12 protein-coding genes are annotated in these 12,529 nt (G+C 44.9%); 2 read left to right on the forward strand and 10 right to left on the reverse strand.

Going from position 1 to position 12,529, the window contains the following annotated elements; genetic code table 11:
• Positions 1 to 27: 27 nt before the first annotated feature.
• A complete protein-coding gene (locus IEY53_RS28825; RefSeq protein WP_189031104.1) occupies positions 28 to 825 on the reverse strand; it encodes a LysM peptidoglycan-binding domain-containing protein in 798 nt (265 codons plus the stop codon).
• 174 nt (positions 826 to 999) lie between these two features.
• Between IEY53_RS28825 and IEY53_RS28830 the strand changes: the two genes are divergently transcribed.
• Positions 1,000 to 1,884: a LysM peptidoglycan-binding domain-containing protein gene (locus IEY53_RS28830; protein WP_189031106.1), complete on the forward strand. Its 885-nt coding sequence runs from the start codon at positions 1,000 to 1,002 to the stop codon at positions 1,882 to 1,884.
• Between the two features lie 78 nt (positions 1,885 to 1,962).
• Positions 1,963 to 2,622: a hypothetical protein gene (locus IEY53_RS28835; RefSeq protein ID WP_189031108.1), complete on the forward strand. Its 660-nt coding sequence runs from the start codon at positions 1,963 to 1,965 to the stop codon at positions 2,620 to 2,622.
• Positions 2,623 to 2,823: 201 nt separating this feature from the next.
• On the opposite strand, the gene IEY53_RS36205 is transcribed toward IEY53_RS28835, so the two are convergent.
• The 9 genes from IEY53_RS36205 to IEY53_RS28880 form a co-directional block, all read right to left on the reverse strand.
• On the reverse strand, positions 2,824 to 3,234 hold the full coding sequence (locus tag IEY53_RS36205; protein WP_189031110.1) for a prepilin peptidase: 411 nt from the start codon (positions 3,232 to 3,234) through the stop codon (positions 2,824 to 2,826).
• 177 nt (positions 3,235 to 3,411) lie between these two features.
• Positions 3,412 to 5,796, reverse strand: coding sequence for a CARDB domain-containing protein (locus tag IEY53_RS28845; RefSeq protein WP_189031112.1), 2,385 nt, complete (start codon positions 5,794 to 5,796; stop codon positions 3,412 to 3,414).
• 75 nt (positions 5,797 to 5,871) lie between these two features.
• Positions 5,872 to 6,759, reverse strand: a complete 888-nt coding sequence (locus IEY53_RS28850; protein WP_189031114.1) for a copper amine oxidase N-terminal domain-containing protein — start codon at positions 6,757 to 6,759, stop codon at positions 5,872 to 5,874.
• On the reverse strand, positions 6,740 to 7,078 hold the full coding sequence (locus IEY53_RS28855; RefSeq protein WP_229696422.1) for a ribbon-helix-helix protein, CopG family: 339 nt from the start codon (positions 7,076 to 7,078) through the stop codon (positions 6,740 to 6,742). Before IEY53_RS28855 ends, IEY53_RS28850 begins: the two co-directional genes overlap by 20 nt.
• Before the next feature lie 169 nt (positions 7,079 to 7,247).
• Positions 7,248 to 7,562: a type II toxin-antitoxin system PemK/MazF family toxin gene (locus IEY53_RS28860; protein WP_189031117.1), complete on the reverse strand. Its 315-nt coding sequence runs from the start codon at positions 7,560 to 7,562 to the stop codon at positions 7,248 to 7,250.
• Positions 7,563 to 7,593: 31 nt separating this feature from the next.
• Positions 7,594 to 7,890 carry a hypothetical protein gene (locus IEY53_RS28865; protein ID WP_189031119.1) on the reverse strand — a complete coding sequence of 99 codons (297 nt, stop codon included), beginning with the start codon at positions 7,888 to 7,890 and terminating at the stop codon, positions 7,594 to 7,596.
• 153 nt (positions 7,891 to 8,043) lie between these two features.
• A complete protein-coding gene (locus IEY53_RS28870; protein ID WP_189031121.1) occupies positions 8,044 to 10,662 on the reverse strand; it encodes a hypothetical protein in 2,619 nt (872 codons plus the stop codon).
• A 26-nt stretch (positions 10,663 to 10,688) separates the two neighbouring features.
• Positions 10,689 to 11,282: a hypothetical protein gene (locus tag IEY53_RS28875; protein ID WP_189031123.1), complete on the reverse strand. Its 594-nt coding sequence runs from the start codon at positions 11,280 to 11,282 to the stop codon at positions 10,689 to 10,691.
• Between the two features lie 126 nt (positions 11,283 to 11,408).
• Positions 11,409 to 12,518: a COG1470 family protein gene (locus IEY53_RS28880; RefSeq protein ID WP_229696423.1), complete on the reverse strand. Its 1,110-nt coding sequence runs from the start codon at positions 12,516 to 12,518 to the stop codon at positions 11,409 to 11,411.
• Positions 12,519 to 12,529 lie beyond the last annotated feature (11 nt).

Raw genomic sequence — 12,529 nt, forward strand, 5'->3', positions numbered from 1 at the left:
CCACCCTCCTTGGAATTCAACTTTGCTCTAAAAATATATCCGTGTCTCCACAAGGTCAATTAAACTTCCATTGCCTTCGTTATAAGCAAATATGAGTATTTTACCTCTAGGTGTGCTAGGGGGTATATGTAATTCAAGCGGAAAGTCGAATTCACCGAAAAATGTATCCCCGATCCAAGGCGCTGAGTCGCTTCCTTCCATTAGCACATGATTGTCATCGTCAAGGACCCGGTACAGAAAGCTTCCCTCAAATTCCGAGGCAAAGCCTTGAACCCGGGTTCTGCTCACATCGTCATCGATTCGGGTACCAGGAACAGGATTGGTAATTACAGTTCCTTGGGATGAGGGAAGCGGAATTAATACATCGAAACCTTTGGGCAAGCTTTCATAGGTAAAGCTGGGTCTATCCTCATTGACCCGGGCCAAGTATGTCAAAGGTATCCCCGTCAGGTTGGATATATCTATTAATGTTTCGTTATTCTCAACGGTGTGAACAAACGCTGGAACAAGGATTTTTTGATCTATATAAACTAGATTCTGGTTAATAATAACAGGGTTGATCCCTGCAATCAGGTTAGGTGAAGCTAGAAAACGAAAGCCTATGCTGTACAAATGCTCATTTGAATTCACATTGTAGTACACACCCGAGCTCGGTAAGCTTATTCCGGGAACTGTAATCATGGCGGACACTTGTGGCGGAGAAAAATGGACCGGCAGTGAATTGCTGCGTGCAAGCTCATTTGCATCCAGATTTAATTTACGGGCAACTGAACTGATGCTTTCACCATTCACCAGGGTGTATACAAGCGTAGCTCCAGAAGACATACTCCATCCCTCCAAATATATATTGACCTCTCATGTATATGAAGAAAATGATGATTTATAGCTTCATTATGGTGAATTATTGAAGTTCCCCTTTTCTAAAGGATTGCATAGACTGTTATCCTGGGCGAAAAGCACAATCAGTGCCCTACATTTTAGTGGAAGAAGGCTACAGTCATGTTGTATATCGTGCAATCCGGGGATACTCTGTCTGCAATCGCACAACGCTTCCAGACTACAATGCCTGCCATTATGGCCGCGAACGTCATTTGCAATCCGAATTACATTTTTATTGGTATGCCCCTGATTATTCCTGACCCCAATATCCCGCTGCCCAAAGCGGGCGGCTCTCCCTATTATGTAGTCATGCCCAGCGATTCACTATGGTGCCTGTCTCAACAATTCGCCACTACCCCTGAAACCCTTATTCAGGCAAATCAAAGTGCCAATCCTGACCTCATCACAGCAGGATCTGAACTGTTAGTAAGCACGTACCAAGTAAACCCTGTTTCACTGTATAACAGCTGGAATATCAGCGAAGAGCAATGTAGCTATATTAATTCCATCTGGGATGAAGCTTTATATCACCAAGAGTTCCAGTGGGAAGCACTTGGTCAAACGGCTGTCCCTTACTTGACAAAATTACTCAATCATTCATGCAACACAATTCGGGACTCTGCGGTCCGAAGCTTGGGCAGGATTGGAACAGGAGCTGCTGTAAGGGCGGCTCTGGAACAGGCATTGCTTAATGACCCGGACGAGATAGTGGTTGATTCCGCTAGAATTGGACTTATGCGGATGGACCTTATCCCTGTATGGACTAAAAGAATCCATCTCACTACCTCAGACACTGAATTGCACAATGCGCCTGCCTTTGATTCCACTTATACCCTGCTGACGAAGGCTACCCCTGTCATCGTGCTCCGATGGTACATTCCCAGTCCTACAGGCGATATATCCGGACCGGGAGCTCTTGCCGTCTTCGATTTGGTGCAGGTAGTGGCAACAGGACGGGTCGGCTTCTTGGCAAGAGCCGGGGATGCAACCATTACTCTTCTCTAGACCAAAAATGCAGTGTATAAATGAAACGGAACCGGGCAATTATACAGAGAAAAACTTGTCACAGGGGGGCGTAAGTTAATGCTTAAAGAAGGGGTCATTGTCCTGTTGGCTGGCCTGGCAACCTTCGGGTTGGCATATGAAAGCTCTGATTCAGTAATGAATCTGAAGGTTATTCCAGACCGGGTGGAATTAATGAACCAGTCTACCGGGGCACAGCTCAGTCCGGCTGAAGCTGAGAAGGTTATCGCTTCGAGGGCCGAGCAGGTCATTATGGCGCTTAAAGAATCGGATATGAAGAAGCTCGGGTCCCTGGTTCATCCGGTCAAGGGAGTGCGCTTTTCTCCAGATGCCACAATTCAAGCTGGCGGGGATCTCGTGTTCAAAGGAAACGAGCTTGCAGCTCTCATTCAGAAGGATACGGTATACGAATGGGGGGCATACGATGGTTCTGGAGACCCCATTAATCTTACTTTCAAACAGTACCTCAACAGCTTTGTATATGATCGCGATTATGCTAATGCCGAGGAAACAGCCTACAATCAATTCATCGCACATAGCAATTCAACCAATAATCTTCGGGAGGTCTACCCGGATGCCATTTTTGTTGAATATCATTTTAAAGGGCCAGAATCCAGCGAAATCAGTGAATTTCTGTTTTCCAGTCTGCGGATTATTTTTGAGTCTTATCAAGGTGAGTGGTATCTGGTCGGCACCAGTCATGTTCATTGGACCATTTAATGCGCTGTATTTCTGTACGAAATTGCTCGAAGCAACAAAAAAATCTTGATTGGCTCTGGACCTTTCAAGATTTTTTTCTACGCCTGCCCGTTTCGCTAACGTTGTGGAAATATTCTCCTAAGATGTAATACCACGATATTTCTTTACTCACTTCTACTGCTACATACATTGTATTCATTATTAAAACCTCCATTTTTTAGACTAAACAACCACGACAAATAATCCTAAGCAAAGGAACGGAGCTAAAGGAATGGAAAATGTAGGCGTGTACGACATTAGCCTTCTTACGCCTAAATATAGAAAAACAAAAATACACATGAACAAGAGAGCAACCAACGACTGCTCCAGACCCATACATAATCCAAGTATAGCCACAAGCTTTATATCACCAGCTCCAATCGAACCAGGACTAAATATGAAGATTAGAAATATTACAAAGGCAGGTATTATGCCCATCAAGTATTCAGGACTGAACAGTAGCCTGAGTAATAATAGTATATAAATCGTGGGATGAGTCCACTTATTCGGTATTTTCCGCTCCAACAAATCTGTATAACTACAGTAGCAGCTGAGGACTAGCAAACCGAATGTTAAGATCTGATTAAGCAACATGAGCACTTCAACCTCCTATTTCTGGAAAGAGAAGGTGAGCAGCACATACTATAATAACTTCCACCATCGTCCAAAGATTTGAAAACATAAATACCTCCCCATCAGCTTTAATTCCACTTAGAACAATAATATACAGTAAAATAAAATCCCCATCTTTATTAGATGGGGACAATAATATTAGTTCACTCGTCTTAAATTTTGAACATCATCATACACGCTACCTAAGATCTGCACTTGCTTCGTGACACAAGCAACTAATCCATTCATCCCTGAGGGACCCGTAGAAAGCTTGATACGGTAGTACCCATCTGCTGCATTAACTGAAGTCATATACTTACGACTTTGATATGCTTTCCCCGAATCCGAGGTGATCGTCTGTAGAGGAAGTTCCCAAGTAGCGTTATTCCGATCTCCGCTAGTTCTCTCCAGCTTCACTTGGCGTTCCATTTTTCCATTAGGGGTATAGAAAGTTGCGTACACCGCTTCAGGCCCGTAGTACGTTCCACCAATAGGATATGCAGTTCCTTCCAATCCATTTGGAACTTTGGATTCCCAGTCAGTGAAGTAATCTGTTTTCACCTTCAGTTCAATTCCATAACCTGCTCTTGTAATCTCATTGGCATTCTTGCCGTTCTTTTTAGCATACGGGATGATCTCCCAGGACCCTCGGCTTTCCCGGTCCGATTCTTTCGGACGTTTGAGATCCGTGGCGATGCCTTGTTTCGTATTAACTTCTGCCGATATGGTCAGGTTCTCCTTATACTGCACATTACGGTTTTCCCAAATGGGATCATTGTAATCCGTGTAGCTAATGGTATACCAGTTTCTAACTCCTTCGGTATTTGTATAATAGTGTTCGTAGGTTTTTGTGGGATACCCTGTAATAACTGGGTATGATATGGACCATTCACCTTTAGCCTCCGGATTGTTACATTCTCCCCCACTTCCGGATGCCGAGGAACTTACACTACAGCCGGTAGTGGCCACATTATTACTACGATTCTTATCTGGCTTTTCCTTTTCAGGATCTACGGAGACAGTTATGTTGTGTATCCCCGTAGAGCTACCGGTCCATTTAAAAGAACCTATAGTAAGCGTTTGACCTGCCTCAAATGTCTTTCGTGTTTCATATATTTTTTTTGTGTTATCGAAGAAGCGAATGAGCACATCGTTCTGTCCATTCGTGCCGTCATTCTTCACTTTTGCAGTGATCACGGTTTGCCCACCTTTAGTGATCGAATCAGGAGAGGTGGTAACAGATAAAGCTACCATATCATTCTTAGGCTCCTCCACCTCAATCATCCATTCCCCTTTGATCTCATTGTTTGTGTATGCTGCGGCTGGTGATTCTAGCGCCCGCTCCTGATGATTAGGGTTGTTTATAAGTGTTGTCGCTTTAATGTAATATTTGCCTGGCTTTGTGCCCACATTAATCTTGCCTAAATAAACATTAAATATTGTCCCTTTAACCAGTGTCTGTGATATATCCGTGAATCTAGAACCCATCGTAAATTCATTGGTAAGTGCTCCACCAATTTTAATACCTGCAATGTTCGGAATGCCATTCTTATGAATATAATCCGATGAAATCACATCGTTGCCGTCATAGCGAATCTTGACCCACAATTGGCCATTTTTCGTAAATGTCAGCTTCGTGGGTACAAAATCGAGCGTCTGATCGTCCGGTAGGGTGATGCTTTGGATCACCGTTCTTCCGTAGCCATCTTCAAGAATGATATCTACGTCTTTACCTAAAGTCTTGACCAGGTCCTTGGCAAGTACCTGAACGGTTCCGGCCTGCTTCTCTTTCGATGTGTGAATCAGTTTTCCTTCTGTTAAGCTCACTGCATTCGTAAAATCGGGGAATTTCCCTTTAGCCGTTGCAACTATGCGAATATCCCTTTCAGTAAACCCATAACTCAGATAGTTAATAGTAAGGGTGTTTCCAGTTGTCACCTTCAGTTCCGGCCATGCCGAAACATCGTATAAGGCCCGGTAGCTGTTCTCGTTCACCTTCTGGGCTTTGTTGAATTTTATCCCCATACGTTGGACGATACCGGAGGTTCTGAGGAACGGATGAAACTCTTCTAAAGTGTAATAAAAATCATGTCCTTTTTTGAAAATCGGATCATTGGCACTCTCACTAAATTGTTTTCGGAAATGTTCCCTTTGCTTCGTAGTAATTCCCGTCTGCCCAGCCCAGATACTATCAAACAAAACACCAAGAGACTCTGTACTCTTATAAACCAAACCAAAACCGTTTTCCTTATCAAACTTATCGTCCTCCGGCTTCTTTTTAACGTTAAAGACATCATAATTTGGGACAACGCGAGTATTTTTGTCAGCAAAAGTAAACATCCCTGCCCACTGGGCCAATTGCCACGGATTTGCTTCGACCTGCTTTTCCAAGGCAGGAACATAACCACTAAATTTCCCGTAATTATCCCCATAACTCCACCCAGTATATTGTTTTAGCATCGGCTCAGTTGCTGCTGAAGCAATTGAGTTTATTAACAATGAGAGCACAAAAGCTAAGGGAAACATCCACTTTTTCTTGATCATTTAAAGGCTCCTCTCAAAAAAAGAATAACAAAAAGAGCCTGCTTCAGCAGACTCTGTAATATGAATGATGAATGCTTAATTCAACTTCAAGGCCAAATCCTGTACTTCGGATAACGTTGCTGCCGTAGACATATTTACCACTATAGCATCATTGGTAATATGTCCAAACAATTTTCCTAGATCCTCATTAAAACTGCTGTCTAAGGCAATAGAGTAACCTTCTTGACTCTCACGCCCAGGATAGAGCTGTGTGAAACTAATAAACCCTTTACCTTTTCCAAGTTCATAAGAATAAGTGCTCCCAGGGGTCAAATTGACAGCATCTTTGAGTGTAAATTTGGTAGCCTTTGCTTCTTTGGGTAAAGTAAAGGTTAGTTTTCCATTGCTAACCTTCATATTATTGACAAACAGAATTTTTGCTAGCTTAGTGTAACCCTCCTGCCACTTAAACCCTTTTGTGAACATATTATTGTCTTCACTGGTTCCTGGGATCGGTGTTGGTGTAGGCTTCTCTCCCTCCGCTGTCGCGGTTGTAATTGTCACCAGATGCTTTTGCTGATTCCAGCCAACACCGGCTCCCAAAGCTTCACTCACGAACCGTAGGGGTACGTAGGTGCGGTTTTGCTGCAACCGGGCTGGTACGTCAAGTTTCTTGATCACTGAGTCCACCGTCACTGTGTCACTGTTTACCTTCATCGTAATTTTTTTTGTTCCCTGTTCAATGGTGACGACCCGTTCCTTATTGTAACTCACCTTGGCCCCAAGAGCTTCACTCACGAACCGGATCGGGATCATAACACGATTATCCTCAGAATACGGTTTTGCATCGGGGAACTTGACCGGCTTACCATCTACATGGACCGAAACGGTAACTTGAGCTGCTACAGCACTGCTCACCATTACACCCATCAACATCATCACAATGAGCACTGAGCTGATGATTTTACTCCTTGTCTGTTTCATTTTGTTCACTCCCTGTCTTCATTTTCATCTCATGGATCAACCTTAGCAGCGTCTGTGTCGTTTTCTGGATTTCATCTGCTCCATTTTTGATGCATTCCTCATTTTCTACAAGCTCTTGTCGCCACTCTGGAGTCCAGAAGTAGTTGGTTTCATCTTCTTCCAACCGATGAATTGCAGCACGAATAGCTTCTGCTCTGTTCACATTATGCTTGTCGCAGTATCTCTGGAGAATATCTTTTGTTGCTTCGTCCAGTCGTACCGGTATAGCTTTATCTTTAGGATTTGAAGAGGGAGGCCTGCCCATTCTTGAAGAACTCAAGCTATCTACCTCCTATTTAATGGTATACAAATAAAGTAACATAAAGAATACCATTAGTAAAGAATTATTTTCCATTTAAACCAATTCCGCCCTTTCCCCTCTCCCCTATCGACCCCTTAACCGTTAATAAGACAAAATAAAAAGCCCCTCATCGGCGCTCACGGTGAACCTATTGATAAAACAATTCTAAAATGTTTAAGAGATCTTCATCGTGCAGTTTGCCAAGATATTTTTGGATTTTATCATGATGTAGTGGCACAAACTGCGAACAACGTGCCACTGAAGGTTGACTAAGGCCGGCCTGCTGCCAAAATCTGATATCCAAGTCTTTGCTGTCATTAGCACGTTCGGCGTGTGTGGTCACCTTAATGACGATGGAGCGCTCCCCCTGAGTATCCAGCACAATGCCAGGCCTCAGTTTCTCTCGCTCCTCATCGTCAAAAGGATACAGTACAAGGTATACATCTCCGCGATTATGATACATGTGTAAGCTAAACTAATATATTGATATTAGTCTATTTCTCCCCTTTTTTTCGTTTGTATTCGGCTTCCGCTTCCTTCAAATTCCGCTCTGCCTGGACCCACAAGTCCGGAAGCACCTGGTCTACTTTACGATTTGCCTCTTGTAACTCAATGTTTTGGTTCACTTCTTTCCCCTCCTTAGGGATATGGCTGTTCTCATTCAATTCATTCCGCCATAAGCCAATATGTTCCCCTGCATACTTCCAGTTCAGTTGCTGCAGCAGTTGTTGACGTTCCTCTTCTGGCAGAGCTTCGATTCCAGTCATTATCTCCGTAACTCTTTGGCTCATGGCAATGCTCCTTTCTTCGTTAATCCCACAGTACCAATCATAATGGAAAACTTCAAGGTCTGCGTATGAAAAAAGTATGGGTTTTTGAGCAACTAAATGAACCAAAAACAAGCCCATCAGCCGCAGCTGATGGGCAACTTGAAAGTGTATAAATTATATCCCTGAAGCCAGTGTGAATGTAAATTGTGAACGATATGTCCCTACCCGCAGGCCTGTTTTCTCTCCGGCCTGATAGGAACTTCCTGCTCCCGCAGATACAATTTCCACCTTATCGGGAACACGTAAATTGTAGCTCATTGGGATCTGATATTGCCCCATCCCCTGGAATTCATTAGCTCGGGCCAGGACAATCGCTTCCGAATTAAAGACATAATTTCCACTCAAACTCAAATCGCCGGGCTGTCCAGCTAAAGTGGTCGATGGGGTAACATCAACACTCAACGAGTTGGTTGGCATTTTAACGACTAAATCATTGCTTCCCTTACTGTTGTCCACTACCGGATCACTTACAAAGTCCGTGATTTTTAAAGAATAATTCCACCCAGCCCCCGTCCCACGCGAGTCCTCAATTACAGATTGAGTGACAGAGTTGATCGCCTGATAAGGGTTGGTTGTGCTGATAGTTACGTTGTCCAGCAGCAGGCCACTGAAACGAGAACTGAATCCACCGCTCAACACCGTGAACGTTACATCCTCAGATCCGATCGGCTGGCCCCAAGTTGGGTCCATGGTAGGCTGTGGGGCTTGTGTAGGTGCCACCGTAGGCACTGGAGTGGCTGTAGGTGCCGGTGTTGCCGTTGGCGATGGTACTACCGTTGGAAGAGGAGACGCTGTAGGCACACTGGTTGGCACGGGTGACGGAGCTGTCGTCGGTTCTACCGTTGGTACTGGAGTAGCAGTTGGAGATACCGTCGGCGCCGGTGTTGGACCGTTGATCATCTGCTGTCCAGACGCTAGCGTCTCACCCTCTAGATTGATAATTCTGACTTCAATGTTATGGCTACCCACCGCCAGCGTAACTGGACCCGAATACTCGAACCAAGTTCCGTTATCGATTCTTACTTCAGTTTTGGCATCTGGACTCGTCGTTCCTGTTTCTACTGCAAAGCTGCCGTTCCCGTTATCAACGATCTTAGGATGTCCGGCTTCTATCACGATAGGATTGTTCACGATGCTCAAAAGAAGGACATCACTAAAGTTGCCTTGGGTATCTCCACCCCGTGCTGATAGGGATATCGTCCCTGTTTCGGTTAACAACACAGGCTGAGTGTAGTGAACCCAGGTCTTTCCACCGTCAACGGAATATTCCTTCCTCTTTGCTTTACCATAATCTATAGTGACAACCGTTTGTTTGAACTTGTTCACAGATTGTGTTCCAACCGGAACCGGAATCTTCAAATCCAAACCATCCGGTGCGGCATAAGTATAGTCCGAAGAAATCAGGGTGTATCCGGAAGGCGTTATTTGGTATATGCCTCCATCTACACTCAAACTATAGATAACTCCCATAGCACCGGCAGGCTGATATAATTTGGTGAACTTTTTATCCAATATTTTCGTAGCACCATTGGACCAGATCACAAGGTTCCCATCCTTTTTTAATGCAGCTTGCACACCGTACGTAACTCTGTAATCGACCACATCGGTCAACTCATTGCTGGTTCCTGAAAATCGTGTTTCAGCAGGAAAAGATCCGCTAATTCCCAACTGCATACCGTCTCCAACAAAGTAAATTCGCCCATTGGTTTTCAAATAGGAATACGTCCCATCCTTCAGAATGTGTCCTTTGATCACTCCGGATGCGGTATACTTCGGTGTCGATTTTGACCACACAGACATTTCCCCGCCAGTCACCCCAAGTGTCAATGTGTTATTCTCTGGCGTTGGGGTGTACAAGTAACTGAATGTCTTAGGCAAGGCATAATATCCAGGAGCAGGATTTGTAGAATACAAATCATAGACAGTGTAGTCCACACCATTTATCGTCCAGATCAGGCTCTTGGCGGACCAAACCGTCTGAATTGCCAATCCCGGATCGCGATCAAATTCTCCCATGTACTTATAACTGACCTGATTGGCACCACTGAAGGCCGGAAAGGCCGTATCTTTAACGGCATGATTAACCGTAGTTCCTTCCAGAGAACCAAGAACATATGCCCCACTGTCCGTAATCAGGTAGATCGCAGTATTTTTGTAATCATATTTGTTATGGATGGTTAGACGGATAATCTTTTTAACCCCAGTTAATTCATTGTCTTGTGCGTCCACGATAGGCGTTGGCGTTAATTTATCTTGATTGGGACCCCCAATCCCGAGTTGGCCACCCGTATTATCTCCCCAGGCATACGCAGTTCCATCATTTTTGATGATATAAAAACTCGCATAATAAAAGTTGCCGCCAAACCCATCACTGTAGGCCCGATACGTATAGGTAAAATCGTTGACGTTACTCGTGATCAACGTTCTGTTATTGGTCGCATCCAAGGTGTACAGTTCTCCTGCCCCTGTTAAACCAACAGCAGTGACTCCCTTGCTGGGTGTGATGGCGATGTACTTTTTGAACCCCGCCACAGAGCCTTTATCGGTCACAGTGACATCATCTTGCAGTTGTACATACGGTTTCCCAGTATAACTATAACTCTGGGAAAGGAATAAATCTTTAATCGCCTTTGACTCCGCTGCGAAAGCACCATCAGAGCGAATCACAAACCCCGGAAGTAGGAGTGCCAGTACCATAAAACTCAAAAACACCTTTTTTCTGTTTTTACTCATTCGCCAATCCTCCATTCATGATATGCCTAAATGCCCGCTGCTGCGGTATACGTAAACGTGGATGTATACGTGCCTTGGAGCAAACCTACACTTTTGCCATTACTACCTTGGATCAATTTGGGGACGTTCAACGTATAGTCCACTCCGATCTGGTGCGTACCTGCACCTTCGGATGGGACCACTCCCACAATTCGGGTGTCTGCCGCAGACAACACCTGATGATTCGCCAATTCACCCTTGGCTCCGGCAAAATCAACCGGTGTACCCACGATTGCGTTTTTGTAACTTGCAGAGATCGTAACCGCTGAGGCAGGAATGACAAAATCAACCGTCTGTTCACCCACCCTTTTGGTTAATTTAAAATCGGTAGCTCGCAGCAAAACACCCCAACCTGCCGCCGTACCACGTGCATCCATGACATACAAATTACTCGCTGCAGCCGAGGTTTGATTCTGTTTAGTATCCAGTGTAACGGTGCTGAATACCGGCTTCGTTTGTGTCATTTGCAGCCCGGCCCCCGTGACGACGACCTCTGACTCTCCCGTTTCTGCCGCAAAGGCGGACGAAACGGGCAATGCCAAGGTCAGTGCAGCCAACAGGCTTAATACTATTTTTCTCATGGTACTCCTCCTTAAAATGATTGATGATCGGTTTGTCATGCGATGTTCTCTGAGTTGCAACACCCCCTTTCAGCAGGAAATCTTTAGGTTCAAGGCATACCAAACACACTAATTTCCTTACGGCCATTAGTGTGTTTGGTCATTATGAGCAGCAGACGCTTCTTCCGATTGCTTCTTCTCCTCTTTTTTCTTTTTGAACAAGAGCAGCAAAAGCCAAAATAATACGCCAATAAATAGAATAATAACTACGATGATCAGGATGAGCACCCAGATATGGAGCTGTAGCCAATCCCAAAACGTCTGCGTGATTTCAATTTTCCCGGCTTCAGTCAAGGCATACTGTGACGATTGGGATTGCTCGGGGGTGACTGTAAACGAAAAAGTGCGGCTTATGGTTTGCCCCGAGAATGTAGCTTCGTAATATACCTCATAGGTATCCGGCAATAACAGTTTGTCATTGACTAGGTACACCATATCTGCGGTTGTCCCCGCGTAGATCGATTCCGCCTGATAGTCCTGCTGGAACATCACTTGACGTTTACTATCCCGCAAGATAATTTTGCCCTTTGGTTTTTCCAGAATCGTACCCGTGTTACTCAGCAACACGGTAAGCCGCGAATTACCAGAGGCAATATAGTCGTGATTGAAGTGATCAATGGTCATGCTATGTTTGGCCTGATCCGGCAGATACTCCATGACCATCTGGACACCCGCACGATTGACGACATCGATGGCGACAGATGCCTGTTGCCCGGAAGCATTCGTTTCGCTATTTTCAGCCTTGATCAATTCTTCCGCTGCAATAACGCTCACATATTGACCAGGCTGGATATCCTCGGGAATAGCCACCTTGAAGGTAAAGTTCTTTTTTTCTTTAGCTTTCAGTGTGATTTGCTGCACGCCTTGCGGGGATAACCACTTTCCCACCAGGCGTAACTTTTGCTCTTTTTCAGAAAAACTGCGACCACCATTTTGTGCAGGCAGTGCATCGGCGGGATACAGTTTGAGTTGCACCGGAACTTCCTTGGTATTTCTCAGGTAAAACGTGTATTCTCTCTCCTCACCGGGTTGGACCGTATCCTTGTAATAGCCGCGCCCCTCCTCCACCGCTTTCACCGGAGAAAGAACAAAGGATGAGCCATCCGCACTGGCTACACTGGCCAGGCTCACCCAGCAAGCCGCCACCAGCAGCAGCATCCATAACTTCACCAACTTACTCACCTTTTTGATAACCATCTTCAACCTCT

It is taken from the genome of Paenibacillus albidus (assembly GCF_014644435.1).
GTDB lineage: Bacteria > Bacillota > Bacilli > Paenibacillales > Paenibacillaceae > Paenibacillus_AQ > Paenibacillus_AQ albidus.

What these genes read in the sequence shown, in the direction of transcription:
- IEY53_RS28825 (WP_189031104.1), bottom strand. Translation starts at nt 825, where the DNA reads ATGTCTTCTGGAGCTACGCTTGTATACACCCTGGTGAATGGTGAAAGC.
- IEY53_RS28830 (WP_189031106.1), top strand. Translation starts at nt 1,000, where the DNA reads ATGTTGTATATCGTGCAATCCGGGGATACTCTGTCTGCAATCGCACAA.
- IEY53_RS28835 (WP_189031108.1), top strand. Translation starts at nt 1,963, where the DNA reads ATGCTTAAAGAAGGGGTCATTGTCCTGTTGGCTGGCCTGGCAACCTTC.
- IEY53_RS36205 (WP_189031110.1), bottom strand. Translation starts at nt 3,234, where the DNA reads ATGTTGCTTAATCAGATCTTAACATTCGGTTTGCTAGTCCTCAGCTGC.
- IEY53_RS28845 (WP_189031112.1), bottom strand. Translation starts at nt 5,796, where the DNA reads ATGATCAAGAAAAAGTGGATGTTTCCCTTAGCTTTTGTGCTCTCATTG.
- IEY53_RS28850 (WP_189031114.1), bottom strand. Translation starts at nt 6,759, where the DNA reads ATGAAACAGACAAGGAGTAAAATCATCAGCTCAGTGCTCATTGTGATG.
- IEY53_RS28860 (WP_189031117.1), bottom strand. Translation starts at nt 7,562, where the DNA reads ATGTATCATAATCGCGGAGATGTATACCTTGTACTGTATCCTTTTGAC.
- IEY53_RS28865 (WP_189031119.1), bottom strand. Translation starts at nt 7,890, where the DNA reads ATGAGCCAAAGAGTTACGGAGATAATGACTGGAATCGAAGCTCTGCCA.
- IEY53_RS28870 (WP_189031121.1), bottom strand. Translation starts at nt 10,662, where the DNA reads ATGAGTAAAAACAGAAAAAAGGTGTTTTTGAGTTTTATGGTACTGGCA.
- IEY53_RS28875 (WP_189031123.1), bottom strand. Translation starts at nt 11,282, where the DNA reads ATGAGAAAAATAGTATTAAGCCTGTTGGCTGCACTGACCTTGGCATTG.
- IEY53_RS28880 (WP_229696423.1), bottom strand. Translation starts at nt 12,518, where the DNA reads ATGGTTATCAAAAAGGTGAGTAAGTTGGTGAAGTTATGGATGCTGCTG.